14 protein-coding genes are annotated in these 15875 nt (G+C 73.5%); 6 read left to right on the forward strand and 8 right to left on the reverse strand.

Going from position 1 to position 15875, the window contains the following annotated elements; all coding sequences use genetic code 11:
- Nucleotides 1-107 precede the first annotated feature (107 nt).
- From ACPXBU_RS26205 to ACPXBU_RS26220, 4 genes are all read right to left on the reverse strand, one after another.
- On the reverse strand, nucleotides 108-887 hold the full coding sequence (locus tag ACPXBU_RS26205; RefSeq protein WP_425760079.1) for a putative protein N(5)-glutamine methyltransferase: 780 nt from the start codon (nucleotides 885-887) through the stop codon (nucleotides 108-110).
- A complete protein-coding gene (locus tag ACPXBU_RS26210; RefSeq protein WP_425760080.1) occupies nucleotides 884-2014 on the reverse strand; it encodes a cystathionine gamma-lyase in 1131 nt (376 codons plus the stop codon). Before ACPXBU_RS26210 ends, ACPXBU_RS26205 begins: the two co-directional genes overlap by 4 nt.
- Nucleotides 2015-2021: 7 nt before the next feature.
- Nucleotides 2022-3029, reverse strand: coding sequence for an NAD(P)H-dependent glycerol-3-phosphate dehydrogenase (locus tag ACPXBU_RS26215; protein ID WP_425760082.1), 1008 nt, complete (start codon nucleotides 3027-3029; stop codon nucleotides 2022-2024).
- Nucleotides 3030-3096: 67 nt separating this feature from the next.
- Nucleotides 3097-3834 (reverse strand): lysophospholipid acyltransferase family protein, encoded by a 738-nt coding sequence (locus ACPXBU_RS26220; protein ID WP_393372833.1) that lies wholly within the window; start codon nucleotides 3832-3834, stop codon nucleotides 3097-3099.
- A gap of 127 nt (nucleotides 3835-3961) precedes the next feature.
- Here ACPXBU_RS26220 and cofC point away from each other — a divergent pair, with 127 nt between their 5' ends.
- The 5 genes from cofC (at nucleotide 3962) to ACPXBU_RS26245 (ending at nucleotide 9733) form a co-directional block, all read left to right on the forward strand.
- Complete coding sequence (gene cofC, locus ACPXBU_RS26225; protein WP_425760083.1) at nucleotides 3962-4609, forward strand: 2-phospho-L-lactate guanylyltransferase; 648 nt, start codon at nucleotides 3962-3964, stop codon at nucleotides 4607-4609.
- Between the two features lie 100 nt (nucleotides 4610-4709).
- Nucleotides 4710-4907 (forward strand): cold-shock protein, encoded by a 198-nt coding sequence (locus ACPXBU_RS26230; RefSeq protein ID WP_030335323.1) that lies wholly within the window; start codon nucleotides 4710-4712, stop codon nucleotides 4905-4907.
- A 54-nt stretch (nucleotides 4908-4961) separates the two neighbouring features.
- Nucleotides 4962-7322 (forward strand): RNA degradosome polyphosphate kinase, encoded by a 2361-nt coding sequence (locus tag ACPXBU_RS26235; protein ID WP_425760084.1) that lies wholly within the window; start codon nucleotides 4962-4964, stop codon nucleotides 7320-7322.
- A gap of 24 nt (nucleotides 7323-7346) precedes the next feature.
- A complete protein-coding gene (locus ACPXBU_RS26240) occupies nucleotides 7347-8867 on the forward strand; it encodes a CHAD domain-containing protein (RefSeq protein WP_425760085.1) in 1521 nt (506 codons plus the stop codon).
- Nucleotides 8855-9733: an NUDIX domain-containing protein gene (locus tag ACPXBU_RS26245; RefSeq protein ID WP_425760086.1), complete on the forward strand. Its 879-nt coding sequence runs from the start codon at nucleotides 8855-8857 to the stop codon at nucleotides 9731-9733. The genes ACPXBU_RS26240 and ACPXBU_RS26245 overlap by 13 nt, the downstream gene beginning before the upstream one ends.
- A 12-nt stretch (nucleotides 9734-9745) precedes the next feature.
- On the opposite strand, the gene ACPXBU_RS26250 is transcribed toward ACPXBU_RS26245, so the two are convergent.
- The 4 genes from ACPXBU_RS26250 to leuC form a co-directional block, all read right to left on the reverse strand.
- Nucleotides 9746-11872 carry an endonuclease/exonuclease/phosphatase family protein gene (locus ACPXBU_RS26250; RefSeq protein ID WP_425760087.1) on the reverse strand — a complete coding sequence of 709 codons (2127 nt, stop codon included), beginning with the start codon at nucleotides 11870-11872 and terminating at the stop codon, nucleotides 9746-9748.
- Nucleotides 11873-12013: 141 nt separating this feature from the next.
- Nucleotides 12014-12697: an HU family DNA-binding protein gene (locus ACPXBU_RS26255; protein WP_393372817.1), complete on the reverse strand. Its 684-nt coding sequence runs from the start codon at nucleotides 12695-12697 to the stop codon at nucleotides 12014-12016.
- 172 nt (nucleotides 12698-12869) lie between these two features.
- Nucleotides 12870-13457, reverse strand: coding sequence for a 3-isopropylmalate dehydratase small subunit (gene leuD, locus ACPXBU_RS26260; RefSeq protein ID WP_425760088.1), 588 nt, complete (start codon nucleotides 13455-13457; stop codon nucleotides 12870-12872).
- Nucleotides 13458-13472: 15 nt separating this feature from the next.
- A complete protein-coding gene (gene leuC, locus ACPXBU_RS26265) occupies nucleotides 13473-14918 on the reverse strand; it encodes a 3-isopropylmalate dehydratase large subunit (protein WP_393372811.1) in 1446 nt (481 codons plus the stop codon).
- Nucleotides 14919-14967: 49 nt separating this feature from the next.
- Here leuC and ACPXBU_RS26270 point away from each other — a divergent pair, with 49 nt between their 5' ends.
- Nucleotides 14968-15654: an IclR family transcriptional regulator gene (locus ACPXBU_RS26270; protein ID WP_110562481.1), complete on the forward strand. Its 687-nt coding sequence runs from the start codon at nucleotides 14968-14970 to the stop codon at nucleotides 15652-15654.
- Nucleotides 15655-15875: the final 221 nt, after the last annotated feature.

Raw genomic sequence — 15875 nt, forward strand, 5'->3', positions numbered from 1 at the left:
GTGGGCGGGTGCAGAGCAAAGGGCGCGCAAGGGGGTCCGGCCAGGTTCTGCCCGCCACCGGGCCGACGCGGTGTCAACCGCGATGCGGCGTCATCCGGGGTGCGGGCTCAGTCGGGGCGTCGGGCGGTCACCGCGGTGCCGTCCAGATCCTCGTCCTGCCGCACGCCGGGCACCAGGCCGGCTGCCTCGAACGCCGCGCAGAGCGCGTCCACCTGCGTGACGCCGGCCTCGACGACCAGGTGCCCGCCCGGCGTCAACCAGTCGGCCGCCCCGACACCCACCCGGCGCAGCACGGAGAGCCCGTCCGGCCCGCCGTCGAGCGCCACCGGGGCCTCGTGCAGCCGCGCCTCCGGCGGCATCAGCGCCACCGCGTCGGTCGGCACGTACGGGGCGTTTGCCACCACCAGGTCCAGCCGGCCCCGCCATCGCGCGGGCAGGGGCGCGAACAGGTCACCCTCGTACACCTCGGCGCTCAGGCCGGAGAGGTTGCGGCGCGCGCACGCCACGGCCGCCGGGTCGATGTCGGCGGCGGCCAGCCAACGCGGCGCGAGCCGATGCGCCAGCGCGACGGTGGTGGCACCGGAGCCGCAGCACAGGTCGACCACCGCCGGAGCCGGGCCGGTCAACCCGGCCGCCACCTCGACCAGCAGGGCCGTCCGACCACGGGGCACGAAGACACCCGCGTCGACGGCGATTCGCAGGCCGCAGAACTCTGCCCAGCCGAGCAGGTACTCCAGCGGCTCGCCGGCCACCCGACGGTCGGTCAGGTCGGCCAACGTCGCCGGCGAGTCGGCGGCGGCCAGCAGCAGATCGGCCTCGTCCTCGGCGTAGACGCAACCGGCGGCACGCAGCCGGCGTATCAGGGCGGGCCGATCGGTGGGTGTCACAGGCCTCCGGAGCGTGGTCCGGCCGCGTCCAGGGCGGCGGCGATGTCGGCCACCAGGTCGGGGGTGTCCTCCACACCGCAGGACAGCCGGACGAAGCCGGGCGCGGTGTCGTCACCCCACTGCGCCCGCCGGTCCGCGGTGGTGTGCAGCCCGCCGAAGGAGGTCGCCGCCGCCACCAACCGGGCGGCCGCGACGAATCGGCCCACCCGGTCGGCGGTGCCCAGGTCGAAGGAGAGCACCCCGGGCATCCGGCGCATCTGCGCCGAGGCCACCGGGTACGCCGGGTCGTCCGGCCGCCCCGGCCAGCGCAGCCCGGTCACGTCCGGCCGGCCGGCGAGCAGGTCGCTGACGGCGGCGGCGTTCGCGCTCTGCCGGGCCAGCCGCAGGTCGAGGGTGGCCAGCGACCGGTGCGCCAACCAGGCGTCGAACGCGCCCGGGACCGAGCCGGTGCCGGTACGCCACCGCGTGACCGCGTCGATCAGCTCGGCGGACCGGCTGGCCAGGTAGCCCAGCAGCAGGTCGGAGTGGCCGGTGAGCGCCTTGGTGCCGGAGGCGACCACCAGGTCGGCGCCGAGGTCCAGCGGGCGCTGACCGAGTGGGGTGGCGGTGGTGTTGTCCACCGCGAGCAGCGCACCGGCGGCGTGGGCCCGCTCGGCCAGGGCTACGACGTCGACCACGTCCAGACCCGGATTGGCCGGGGTCTCCACGAGCACCAGCCGGACGCCCTCGAAGGACGGGTACGGCCCCACGGTCGGCACGAAGAGCACCCGCACGCCGATCGTCTCCAGCACGGTGGTGGCGAACGCCCGGACCGGGAAGTAGCCGTCGGAGGGCAGCACCACTGTGTCGCCCGGTCGCAGCAGGGTGAGCAGCGTCCCGGTGATGGCCGCCTGACCGCTGGCGAAGACCCGACAGTCACCGCCTTCCAACTCGCCCACGGCCGCTTCCAGCAGCCGTCGGGTCGGGTTGTCCGGGCGGCCGTAGCCGTTCGGCGACGTGCCCTGGCCCTGCCACGGGTCGAGGTGGTACGGCGCGGCGAAGACCGGCCCGGGCAGGAACGGATCCCCCGGTGCCGGTTCGGGCAGGCCGGCGCGTACGCAGCGGGTGCCGTCACCCAGTTCGCTCATCGGTTCCTCACTCGTACGACTCGGGTTTGGCGGTCCGGCTCATCAGGGTCTGCACGGCGAGGCGCGGGTCCATCCCCTCGTGGCAGATCCGCTCGACGTGCTCGGTGATCGGCATCTCCACACCGTGTGCCCGGGCCAGGTCTCGGATCGCCAGGCAGCTCTTCACGCCCTCGGCGGTCTGCCGGGTGGCGGCCTGGGCCTGCTCCAACGTCTCGCCCCGGCCGAGATGCTCGCCGAAGGTGCGGTTGCGGGCCAGCGGGGACGAGCAGGAGGCGACCAGGTCGCCCATGCCGGCGAGGCCGGCGAAGGTGATCGGGTCCGCGCCGAGTGCCACGCCCAACCGGGCCGTCTCGGCCAGCCCCCGGGTCATCAGCATGGCCCGGGTGTTGTCGCCGAAGCCCATCGCGGTGGCGATGCCGTACGACAGGGCGATCACGTTCTTGACCGCCCCGCCCAGCTCACAGCCGATCACGTCGTCGTTCGTGTACGGGCGCAGGTAGGGCGTCCGGATCGACGACTGCACGAGCACGGTGCGGTGGCTGTTCGTCCCGGCGACGACTGTCGCGGCGGGCTGCTCGGCGGCGATCTCCGGAGCCAGGTTCGGGCCGGAGACCACCACCACCCGGTCCGCGGCGACCCCGGCGGTCTCCACGATGACCTCGCTCATCCGCTTGGTGGTGCCGAGTTCGATGCCCTTCATCAGCGACACGAGTGTCGAGTCGGGGTGCAGGTGCCCGGCCCACTCGGCGAGGTTGCCGCGCAGGGTCTGCGACGGTACGGCCAGCACCACCACCTCGGCGCCGGTGATCGCCTCGGCCGCGTCGCGGGTGGCGGTGACCCGGGACGGCAGCAGCACACCGGGCAGGTACTCCGGGTTGCAGCGCTCGGTCCGGATGCTCTCCGCGACCGGCGCACGACGGGCCCACACCGTCACGTCCCGCCCCGCGTCCGCGAGGATCTTGGCGAACGCCGTGCCCCAGGAACCCGCACCGAGCACCGCGACGTGGCCGGTCACGCGACCGCTCCGGAGCGCGTCGGGATGGCCGGAACGGCCCCGGCGCGGGAGTTGACGCCCCGCCCGTTCACGCCGCCTCACCCTGCTGCTCGCGCCCGGCGGAGGACCGGGCCGGTCGCTCCCACAGCGGCGGCGGGGTGCCGCCGCGGACCTCGCCGAGCATGTCCCGCAGCCGCAACATGATGGTGTCCGTCATCTCCTCGAGGGTGGCCCGGGTCGGCTGGGCGTCGGCCCACCCGCTCAGGTCGATCGGTGCCCCGGCGACAACTGTCACCGGGATCCGGGGGCGCGGGTTGACGCGGCTGGTCCGGGGGTCGAAGAGCCGCTCCGGTCCCCACATCACCACCGGTACGACGGGAGCGCCGGTGGCCAGGGCCAGCCGAGCGGCTCCGGTCTTGGCCTTCATCGGCCACAGCTCCGGCTGTCGCGTGGTGGTGCCCTCCGGGTAGATCACCACGGCGCCACCGTGGTCGAGCGCGGCGACCAGGGAGTCCAGGGAGCGGACCGCGTCGACGCTGCCCCGGTCGACCGGGATCTGCCGGCACCGGTGCAGGATCCAGCCGATCACCGGCACCCGGAACACGCTGGCCTTGCCCAGGTACTGCGGCCAGCGCCCGGAATCGTAGATGAAGTGCGCGGAGACCAGCGGGTCGGCGTGCGAGATGTGGTTCGCCACGATGATGATGCCGCCGTCGCGGCGAAGGTGCTCCTGGCCACGCCAGGTCCGCCGGGTCCACACGGTCATCACCGGCTTCACCAGCCCCACGGCGAACCGTTGCCAGAACCCCAGCCTCCGCCGTGCCACTCTGCCTCCTCGTCGCGCCCCAACCCGCCGCGAGACCCCGCCCGCGACACCCGCAGCGGAAATCATGCCTGCTCGCCCCCGGTACGGCCAGCGAGGGTCCCGCCGTCCTGCTGGCAGGATTGCGGGCGTGAGTCAGCCGAGGTGGGCCGTTGTGGTGCCGGTGAAGCATCTGGCCGCGGCCAAGAGTCGGCTGCGGGGCGCTCTGCCGGGCGTACCGCACGAGGAGCTGGCACTGGCCCTGGCGGCCGACACGTTCCGCGCGGTGCTGGCCTGCCCGGCGGTCGCCGAGGCCCTGGTGGTGACCGACGACGCTCGGGTGGCGGGGGCGGCGCGGGCCGCCGGCGCGCGGGTGCTGCCCGACGAGCCGGCCGCCGGACTGAACGCCGCGTTCCGGCACGGCGCGTCCGCGACGACCGCCGGGTGGGTGGCCGGGCTCACGGCGGACCTGCCGGCGCTGCGCCCGGCCGAGCTGGCCAGCGCGCTGCTCGCGGCACAGAACGGACGACCGGCGGTACGCCGTTTCGTGCCCGACGCGCCGGGCAGCGGCACCGTGCTGCTCACCGCCCCGCCGGGTGTGCCGCTGGACCCTCGCTTCGGGGTGGGCTCGGCGGTCGCGCACGCGGCGAGTGGAGCGCTGCCGCTCAGCGGCGACTGGCCCAGCCTGCGCCGGGACGTGGACACCGCCGCGGACCTGACCGCCGCCGCCCGGCTCGGGCTGGGGCCGCGCACCGCCGCGCTCGTCACCGCCGCCCGCCCGGCCCGCTCGGCGGGCTGACCCGCCCGGCCCGCTCGGCGGGCTGACCCGCCCGGCCCGCTCGGCGGGCTGACCCGCCCGGCCCGCTCGGGGCGCTGACCGCCGGGTGTACGGTGCCAGCATGCAGGGCACGGTGGCCAGCTACGACGCGGCGACGCGCAGCGGTGTCCTGCTGCTCGACGACGGCACCGAGATGCGTTTTCCCGCCCGGGCCTTCGACGCCTCCGGGCTGCGGCTGCTCCGGCTCGGCCAGCGGGTTCGCATCGACACCGATCCCGACGGAGAGGTCGTCCGAGTGACATTGCCGACGATGATCTGAGCCGGCGAGCCCAAGTTCATTTTGCGTTTACCGTAATCGGGTGATTATGAGCGGGTGAGCACCCCTCGCGAGCACCCGGCCCGCCCGACCACCACCGACCTCCGCAACGGCTCCCGTACGCGCGGCACCGACGGTCGCTTCCGCCCGTCCCGCGCCGAGCGGGCCGGCGCCGCCCGCGCCGACACCCTCGCCGACGATCCCGGCGCCGCCTCCTCCGGGCTGGACGAGGTCCTCGACCCCCCGGCGACCGTCGAGGCGGACGGTCCGGCCGCCGGCGCGGTCCACCCGGTCCTGCCGAGCGACCTGCCGACAGGCGACGAGGAGGACGACGACGAGCCGCCGGCGGCCCCGCCGCTGCCGGAGGACCGTTTCCTCAACCGGGAGCTCTCCTGGCTCGACTTCAACGCCCGAGTGCTCACCCTGGCCGAGGACCAGCGCACCCCACTGCTGGAACGGGCCAAGTTCCTGGCGATCTTCGCCAGCAACCTGGACGAGTTCTACATGGTGCGCATCGCCGGGCTGAAGCGGCGGCTCTCCGCCGGCCTGCCGGTGCGTGGCGGGGACCGGCTGCCGCTGCGTACCCAGTTGGAGATGATCGCCGAGCGGACCGCCGAGCTGGGCGCCCGGCACGCCGCCTGCTTCGTCGACGACGTGCTGCCCAAACTGGCCGACGAGGGCATCCGCATCCTGCGCTGGGGCGAGCTGGGCGACCCCGAGCGGGAGCGGCTGCGCACCTACTTCCGGGAGCACATCTTCCCGGTGCTGACCCCGCTCGCGGTGGACCCGGCGCACCCGTTCCCGTACATCTCCGGGCGGTCGCTGAACCTGGCGGTGGCGGTTCGCGACCCCGATGGCGGTTCGGAGCTGTTCGCCCGGGTGAAGGTGCCCAACAACGTCCCCCGCTTCGTGCGGGTGGACCGGGACCAGCCGGGCGTACGGATGCTGCCGGTGGAGGACCTGATCTCGGTGCACCTGGGCCAGCTGTTCAGCGGCATGCAGGTGGTCGAGTGCCACCTGTTCCGGGTCACCCGCAACGCCGAGGTGGAGGTCGACGAGGACCGCGACGAGGACCTGCTCCAGGCGCTGGAACGGGAGCTGGCCCGGCGCCGGTTCGGTCCGCCGGTACGCCTGGAGGCCGCCGCGTCCATCTCCGACCACATGTTGGAGTTGCTCGTCCGCGAGCTGGACATGAACGAGCAGGACGTGCTGCGGGTGCCCGGCCTGCTGGACCTGTCCGCGTTGTGGCAGGTCTACGGCGAGGCCGACCGGCCGGACCTCAAGGACCCGCCGTTCGTGCCGGCCACCCACCCCCGGCTCGCCGAGGGCGAGGTGCCGCGCAGCGTCTTCGCCACCCTGCGCGACGGGGACATCCTGGTGCACCACCCGTACCACTCGTTCGCCACGAGCGTGCAGCGCTTCATCGAGCAGGCCGCCGCCGACCCGAACGTGCTGGCCATCAAGCAGACCCTCTACCGCACCAGCGGCGACTCCCCGATCGTCGACGCGCTTGTCGACGCGGCCGCCGCCGGCAAGCAGGTGGTGGTGCTCGTGGAGGTGAAGGCCCGGTTCGACGAGGTGGCGAACATCGGTTGGGCGCGCACGCTGGAACGGGCCGGCTGCCACGTGGTGTACGGCCTGGTCGGCCTCAAGACGCACTGCAAGACCGCGCTCGTGGTCCGTCAGGAGGGCAACCAGATCCGCCGCTACTGCCACATCGGCACCGGCAACTACCACCCGAAGACCGCCCGGATGTACGAGGACTTCGGCATGCTGACCGCCGACCCGGAGATCGGCGCGGACCTGACCGACCTGTTCAACGTGCTCACCGGGTACAGCCGACAGACCGCGTACCGGCGGTTGCTCGTCGCCCCGCAGGGCATTCGCAGCGGGCTCATCGAACGGATCGAGCGGGAGATCTCGCACGTCCGGCTGGGCATGCCCGGCCTGGTCCAGTTCAAGGTCAACTCGCTGGTCGACGAGGGGGTGACCGACGCGCTGTACCGGGCCTCCCAGGCCGGTGTGCACGTCGACCTGCTCATCCGGGGCATGTGCACGCTGCGGCCGGGGGTGCCGGGGCTGTCGGAGAACATTCGCGTCCGCTCGATCCTCGGTCGGTTCCTGGAGCACTCCCGGGTCTTCCGGTTCGGCAACAACGGCGAGGCCGAGTTCTGGATGGGCTCCGCCGACCTGATGCACCGCAACCTCGACCGTCGAGTGGAGGCGCTGGTGCGGGTGAGCGACCCGATCGCCCGCGCCGAGCTGGACCAGGTGCTGGCCGCCGCGATGAGCCCCGACGTGGACGCGTTCGAGTTGGCCGGCGACGGCACCTGGACCAGGCGTACCGGCGAAGACGCAAAAGCGCGGGCTCACCTGCAGGAACTACTGCTGCGCCGGGTCGGTGGCACGGCCAGTTGACCGATCAGCGCCTAGGCTGAACTGATGGTCGAGGAGGAGCAGAAGTACGAGGTGGACGACGCCTATGTGCTGCCGGACCTGGCCGCCACGGCCCCGGCCGGCGGTCGGATCCGCGCCCTGCCACCGGTGACACTCGTGGCCCGCTACCTCGACACGGTCGACCTACGGCTGGCCCGGGCCGGTGCCTCGCTGCGCCACCGCCGGGGCGACGAGCTGCCCTGGACGGTGAAGCTGCCGACCGGGACGCCGGGCGTCCGGCACGAGATCTCCCGCCCTGGTCCGAAGGGCCAGCCGCCGCCGGACCTTGTCGAGTTGGTCACCGTCCTGCACCGGGGCGCCCCGCTGACCCCGGTGACAGTGGTGCGGACGGTCCGGCACGCGTACGAGGTGTGCGACAAGGCCGGCGCGGTCCTCGCCGAGGTGGTGGACGACCGGGTGACGGTGCTCGACGACGCCGGCGCCACCACCGACACGTTCCGCGAGCTGGAGGTGGAGCGCAAGGCCGGCGACCGGGCACTGCTCGATCGGATCGGGGCGGTGCTGCGCGAGGCGGGCGCCCAGGGCGGCACGTTCACCCCGAAGCACGTACGGGCGTTGGGCGCGTCGGCGCAGGCCGACCCGGATTTGGTCGCGCCGGCCGGGCTGACCGGGGAGCCGAGCGCCGGCGACGTGGTGACCGAGTCGATCCGCAAGGAGATCCGCCGGCTGTTGGCGCACGACCCGCTGGTCCGGCTGCGCGCCTCGGCGGGCGGTGGCGACTCCGCCGTGCACCAGATGCGGGTGGGCTGCCGACGTCTGCGCAGTGATCTGCGTACCTTCAAGCCGTTGATCCGCAAGACCTGGTCCCGTCCGCTGCGCGACGAGCTGCGCTGGCTGGCCGGTGTCCTCGGCGCGGCCCGCGACGCCGAGGTGCTGCGCGGGCGGTTGCGCGACACCGCGAGCGCCGATCCGCTCAGCCCGCTCGACCAGGGCGCGGTGGACCGGCTGGACGAGGTGCTCGCCCAACGGCAGCGGCAGGCGCTCGTCGCCATCGACGAGGCGTTGCGCTCCCCGCGCTACCTGGCCCTGGTGGACGCCCTGGTGCTGGCCGCCCGCGCGCCCCGGCTCACCCGTGCGGCGGCTGCCCCCGCGGCGGAGGCGTTGCCCGCGCTCGTGGCCCGGCCCTGGCGGCGGCTGTCCGGGCCGGACGGTGTCGACGGGCTCGACGCCCAGTCGCCGGACGAGCGCTGGCACGCCGTTCGCAAGGAGGGCAAACAGGCCCGGTACGCGGTGAACGCGGTGGCGTCGACCGTCGGCAAGGGCGCGCGCCGGCTGTCCCGCGCCCTGGCCGTCGTGCAGGACGTGCTCGGCGAGCACCAGGACGCGGCAGTGGCGGCGGACACCTGGCTGGAGATCGCCGCCGAACGGCCGGACGACCACGAGCTGGCGGTCACCGCCGGGCGGCTGGCCGAGCGGGAACGCCTGTCGGTACGCCGGATGCGGGACCTCTTCCCGGCCGCCTGGCACCGGGCCACCCGACGGCGGCGGACCGGTTGGCTGCCGTGACCGGCATCCGGGCGGCGGGCGGGGTGGCCTGGCGGCCGACCGCCGACGGCGTACGCGTCTGTGTGGTGCACCGCCCCCGCTACGGCGACTGGACGCTGCCCAAGGGCAAGCTGGAACGGGGTGAGCACCCGCTGGCCGCCGCGGTGCGCGAAGTCGCCGAGGAGGCCGACGTCCGGGGCGTGCCGCAGGTCCGGCTGCCGTCGGTGCGGTACCGCAGCGAGGGGCAGGACAAGCTTGTCGACTACTGGTCGATGCTCGCGGCTGCCCAGGGCGGTTTCCAACCGAACACCGAGGTGGACGACATCCGCTGGCTCGCGGTGGACGACGCGATCCAGTTGGTCAGCTACCCGCACGACGCCGAGGTGCTGGCGGCGTTCGCCGCGCTGCCGGCGGTCACCGCGACTGTCGCGCTGGTCCGGCACGCGCACGCCGGTAAGCGGGCCACCTGGTCCGGCCCGGATGTCGGCCGGCCCCTGGACGCCGAGGGATGGGCCCAGGCGGCCGCGCTGGCCGACCTGGTCGCCCTGATCCGACCGGCCCGGCTGGTGTCGGCGTCACCGCGACGCTGCGTGCAGACACTGGACCCGGCCGCCGCGCTGCTCGACCTGCCGATCGAGATCTGCGGCGACCTGGACGAGCCACAGGCCGGCCAGCAGGCCGACGAGCAGATCCTCGCCACCGCCGCCACGGTGCTGGAGTTGGCCACCGCCGGTGGGCAGGTGGCGGTGTGCAGCCAGGGCAAGGTGCTGCCCGGTGCCCTGCAACGGTTGACCGGCCGCACCGACGAGGACTTCACCACCCCCAAGGGCGGCGGGTGGCTGCTCGCCTTCGGTGGCGACCGGCTGCTCGCCGCCGACCGCCTGTAACGCGCCGCCCGGTCAGCGGGGTGGCAGGGTCAGGGTCACCGCCACCGGCAGGTGGTCGCTGGCCGTGCCGCGCGGCGCGACCGGATCGGTCGCGGTGAGGCCGGGCGAGACGAAGATGTGGTCGATCTGCTGGCGCGGATCGTCGGCGGGGCTCGTCGCCAGTGGTCGGGCGGTGGCCAACGCGTCGACCAGACCGGCCGCGGTGAACTGTCCGAACGCCTCGTCGCCGGGCTCGGTGTTCAGGTCACCCGCCACCACGAGCGGCCGGCCGGCCGCGTACCCGGTGGCGAAGTCGGCGACCGCACGGGCCTGGACCACCGGACCCCGCCCGGGTGGAGGTTGCAGGTGGGTGCTCACCACGGCGGTACGGACGCCGTCGCCGAGATCCAGCGTGACGGCGAGCGCCTGCGCGCCGGTGGGCGCCCCGACGGCCGGCAGGGCAAGGGTCCGCGGATCGGTGACCGGCCAACGGCTGAGCACCGCGTCGCCCCACACCGGGTCCGCGGCCGGCCCGAAGACGTACTGCATGTCGAGCCGATCGGCCAGCAGGTCCAGGGTGTCGTGCCCACCGTTGAGCAGCCAGGCCCGGTCCACCTCGCTGAGCAACACCACGTCCGGTTGTTGCCTGTCGACGGCCTCGGTGAGCCCGTTCAGGTCGAACCGACCGTCCAGCCCGAAACCCATCCGGATGTTGTACGCCACCACGGTCAGCCGCTCCGGTGGGCCCTCGCGGTTGCTGGCCACCTGCACCTCGTCGGCGAGCACCGGCGCCAGCAGGGCCAGTGCGGCGACCGCCCCCGCGGCCCGGAGCGGCGGAAACGGCCCGGGGGTGGGGTGGGCCAGGGGACGGGCCGTGAACGCCACCACGGCGACCAGCAGGGCCACCAGCACGGGCACCGGAGCGTTGGGGTAGCCGAGGTCGTAGGCGGAGTAGTACCCGACGGCACCGAGCGCGAAGACGAGCATGCCGGCGGCGACCGCGTACCCCCGCCGGGCCGCCGACCGCGCGTCGGCCGCCTCGTCGACCGACTCACCGCCGGCGGCGACCGCCTGATCCCCGGCAGCGACCGCCTCGTCGACCGACTCACCGCCGGCGGCGATCGCCTCGTCCCCGGCAGCGTCCGCCGGACCGGCAGCGACCGCTGGACCGGCAGCGACCACTGGACCGGCAGTGGTGTCGCTCCTCGGGCTGGTGGCGTCGTCGGTGCGGGCGAGGCAGGCGCCGAGACCGAGGGCGGCGAGCAGGACGCCGGGGAGGAGCAGGTCACCCTGGCCGAGGGCGAACAGCACGGCACCGACCACCACCGCCACCGGCCCGTACGCTCGGCCCCACCGCTCGGACGGTCGGGTCAGCGCGGTGTACAGGAAGGCCGCGACCGCCACCGGCACCGGCGCCATGCCGAGCAGCGGCGAGCGCGCCACACCGCCGCCGACTTGCAGGTACGACATTCCGGTCTGGGCCAGCGCCGGGGAGAGCGCCACCATGCCGGCCAGCAGCAGCGCCGGCCCCGCCAGCAGCCAGGCCCGAACCCCACCAACGCCCGCCCGGCTCCCGGAACCCGCCGCTCCCGCCCCGCTGCCAGAGCCCGCCGTACCGGCCGCGCTGCCGGAACCCGCCGTACCGGCGGCGCTGCCAGAGCGTGCCGTACCGAACAGGAACAGGGCCACCGTCACGGAGCTGAGCAGCCAGGCCACCCAGTCGCCCCGCCAGACCAGGTCGACGGTGTCCAGCGCGGCGTGCAGGGCCGCGTTGACCGCGAACCCCAACGCCAGCCCCGGGACCGGTCGGTCGGTGTCGGCGGCGACGCCGACCAACCAGACGAGCCCGGCGAGCAGCCCGGCGGTGGCCAGCCAGAGCTGCGTACGCCCTCCGGGCGCGACGGTGAGCGCGAGCCGGGCGACGGCCAGCAGGACGGCGGCGGCGACCGTGACCGGGCGGGCGCCGACCCGGCGAACCACAGCGGGTGCGCCCAGGGCGAGCACGAACCAGCCGAGGGCGAACGCGCCCATCAGCTCGGCCGGGGTGGACGCCGCCTGACCGAAGATGGTGATGATGCCGGGCAGCCAGACGCGCAGCACGTCGATGAGCAGGAGTACGCCCAGCGCGAGTGTCCCGGTGGTGACCTGGCGGTAGCGCACCGGTGCCCCATTTCGGTGTCGGCGGACCGGCGGAGGGGGGCCGGCACGGCGATTCTGCGCGAGCGCGCCGACCGGGTCAACGGTCCCCGTACGCCGAAAGGGCGTCCACCAACGGGTGGACGCCCTTTCGGTGCTGGTCGGTCAGCGCTTGCTGGCCGCCTTCTTGGCCGGAGCCTTCTTCGCCGGCGCCTTCTTGGCCGCCGTGCTCTTGCTCGCCGTCGCGGTGGTCTTCTTCGCCGCGGTCGACTTGGTCGCCGCGGTGGTCTTCTTCGCCGCGGTGGTCTTCTTGCTGGCGGCCGTCTTGGTCGCCGTGGTGGTCTTGCTCGCCTTGGCCGGGGCGGTCTTCTTGCTGGCGACCGTCTTGGTCGCCGTGGTGGTCTTGCTCGCCTTGGCCGGGGCGGTCTTCTTACTGGCCGCCTTGGCCGCGGTTGCCTTGGTGCCCGCGGCCTTGGCGCCTGTCGCCTTGGTGCCCGCCGCCTTGGTGCCGGCCGTCTTGGCCGTGGCGGTGGTGGTGGCGGCCTTCTTCGTCGCCACCGTGGCCTTCGGCACCTTGCCGCTGGCCACCATCTCCTTGAATCCGGCGCCGGGGCGGAAGGTCGGGACGGATGTCTTCTTGACCTTCACCGCCTCGCCGGTACGCGGGTTGCGCGCTGTTCGTGCACCACGCACACGCTTTTCGAACGCTCCGAATCCGGTGATCGCCACCTTCTCGCCCTTGGTGACCGCCGCCTGGACCTCGGTGAGGACCGCCTCGAGGGCGTTCGTCGCCGTCTTCCGGTCCCCCAGGCGAACAGCGAGCGCCTCGATGAGCTCGGCCTTGTTCACGACTTCCTCCCGATTGTGCAACTGACTCGTCGCGAGCCATTCTGCGCGCACGTTATGCCCTGCGCTGCCGGGACACAAACATTCGGTAGAAAAAAGCCCTTGTGTCGTAACGGATTCACCCCCACCGGTGGGACCGATGGGGGTGGAATCCGCTGTGCGGCCGAGCGTACGGCTATGCCACGGAGGGCAGGAACGGCAGTCGGCGGGCCTCGTAGGAGTCGATGTCGGCGACGTTGCGGAGGGTGAGTCCAATGTCGTCGAGGCCCTCCAGCAGCCGCCAACGACTGAAGTCGTCAAGCGGGAACGACCAGTTGGCGTCCCCGGCCCGGAGCTGGCGGGCGGTCAGGTCGACGGTCACCGGGGTGGTCGGATCCGCCTCGACCAGATCCCACAACTCTTCGACGGCTTTCAATTCCAGCTCGACCGGCAACAGACCTTCCTTGAGGGCGTTGCCGCGGAAGATGTCGCCGAAGCGGGGCGCCACCACCGCGCGGAAGCCCCAGTCCCGCAGAGCCCAGACCGCGTGCTCCCGGGAGGAGCCGGTGCCGAACTCCGGACCGGCGATCAGGATCGACGCGGCGGAATAGCGTTCATCGTTGAGGACGAATGTCGGCTCTTCCCGCCACGCGCTGAACAACCCGTCGGCGAAGCCGGTCCGCGTCACCCGCTTGAGGTACACGGCGGGGATGATCTGATCGGTGTCCACGTTGGACCGCCGCAGCGGCACGGCCGTGCCGGTGTGGGTGGTGAACTTGTCCATCTCCTGGCGTCCCTTCTACAGGTCGGCGGGGGCGGCCAGCCGGCCGACCACGGCGGTGGCGGCGGCGACCGGCGGGGAGACCAGGTGGGTACGCCCACCCCGGCCCTGACGGCCCTCGAAGTTGCGGTTCGAGGTGGAGGCCGAGCGCTCACCCGGCTTCAGCGTGTCGGGGTTCATCCCGAGGCACATGGAGCAGCCGGCGAACCGCCACTCGGCACCGGCGTCCGCGAAGACCTTGTCCAGCCCCTCGGCCTCGGCGGCCTCCCGGACGGCGGCGGAACCGGGCACCACGAGCATCCGGACCCCGTCGGCGACCCGGTGGCCCCGCAGCACGTCGGCGGCGGCCCGCAGGTCCTCTAGCCGGCCGTTGGTGCAGGAACCCACGAAGACCACGTCGATGGGCAGCTCCCGCAGTGGGGTGCCGGGGCGCAGGTCCATGTATTCCAGGGCGCGGCGGGCGGCGGTGCGCTCCGAGTCGGTGACGAAGTCCTCCGGGTCCGGCACCGGAGCGCTCAGCGGCGCCCCCTGCCCCGGGTTGGTGCCCCAGGTGACGAACGGGGTGATCCGGCTGGCGTCCAGGGTCACCTCGGCGTCGTAGCGCGCGCCCTCGTCGGTGGGCAGCGTCCGCCACCACTCCAGCGCCGCGTCCCAGTCCGCGCCCTGGGGCGCGTTCGGCCGACCCTTGAGGTACGCGAAGGTGGTCTCGTCCGGCGCGATCATGCCGGCCTTGGCGCCCCACTCGATGGACATGTTGGCGATGGTCATCCGCCCCTCCATGGAGAGGGCCTCGATCGCCTCGCCGCGGTACTCGACGATGTGCCCGCGCCCCCCGCCGGTGCCGACCTGGGTGATCAGCGCGAGCACCAGGTCCTTGGCGGTGACGCCCGGGGCCAGCCGGCCGGTGACGTTCACGGCCATCGTCTTCGGCCGGCTCTGCGGCAGCGTCTGGGTGGCCAGCACGTGCTCCACCTCGCTGGTGCCGATGCCGAAGGCGAGCGCCCCGAACGCGCCGTGGGTGGCGGTGTGCGAGTCGCCGCAGACGATCGTCATGCCCGGCTGGGTGACACCGAGCTGCGGGCCGATCACGTGCACGATGCCCTGGTTCTCGTCGCCGAGCGGGTGCAGCCGCACCCCGAACTCGGCGCAGTTACGCCGCAACGTCTCGATCTGCGTACGCGACGTCGGGTCCTCGATGGTGAGCAGGTCACCACGGCGCAGGCGGAACGCCGGGTCGGCGTACCCGGTCGGGGTGTTGTGGTCCTCGGTCGCGAGGGTCAGGTCGGTACGACGCACCCGGCGGCCGGCGAGCCGCAGCCCGTCGAACGCCTGCGGGCTGGTCACCTCGTGCAGCAGGTGCAGGTCGATGAAGAGCAGATCCGGCTCACCAGCGGCGGACCGTACGACGTGCGCGTCCCAGACCTTCTCGGCCAGGGTCCTCGGCTCAGGAGTGACTCCCACCATCTGGACATCCTAAATTCTGGGAGGTAAGTTTCGGCTTGTGGGACACAGTATGAGCGGTGTCGGCGTTCTCGACAAGGCGGTGGTCATCCTGGCCGCCTGCGTCGACGGCGCCAGCCTGGCCGAACTCGTTGATCGCACCAAGCTGCCCCGAGCCACCGCACATCGGCTGGCCCAGGCCCTGGAGATACACCGGATGCTGGTGCGGGACACCCAGGGCAGATGGCGCCCCGGGCCCCGCCTCGGCGAGCTGGCCAACGCCGCGCCGGACGTCCTGCTGACCGCCGCCGAGCCGTTGCTGGCCGCGCTGCGCGACGCCACCGGCGAGAGCGCCCAGCTCTACCTGCGCCGCGCCGACGAGCGGATCTGCGTGGCCGCCGCGGAACGCGCCAGCGGCCTGCGGGACACCGTTCCGGTCGGCTCGGTGCTGCCGATGACCGCCGGCTCCGCGGCGCAGATCCTGCTCGCCTGGGAGCCGCCGGAGGCGGTGATGCCACTGCTGCCGCGCAGCAAGTTCACCGGCCGCACCCTGGCCGAGGTCCGCCGCCGTGGCTGGGCGCAGAGCGTCGCCGAGCGGGAGGCCGGTGTGGCGAGCGTCTCCGCGCCGATCCGCGACCGCACCGGCCGAGTGATCGCCTCGGTGAGCATCTCCGGCCCCATCGAGCGCCTGGGCCGCCGCCCCGGCGAACGCCACGCCATGGCCGTAGTAAGAGCCGGCCAACGCCTCTCCGGCCTCTAACCAGTCCCCCACCCCTCCCCACCCGGCCCCTCCCCCACCCTTTCCCGCGTTGATCATGGGGTTAGCGTGACGCGCGACGGCGTGTCGCGCCCGCAAACCTCATGATCACCGGGGCCAGGGGGCGGGGACGGACGGGGGCGGGGACAGGGGGCAGGGCAGGGGGCAGGGGGCGGGGACGAGAAAGGCTCATCTCGCGGAGCGAGATGAGCCTTTCTGGTTGT

Source organism: Micromonospora sp. DT231 (assembly GCF_049847025.1).
In the GTDB taxonomy this organism is placed as follows: Bacteria; Actinomycetota; Actinomycetes; order Mycobacteriales; family Micromonosporaceae; genus Micromonospora.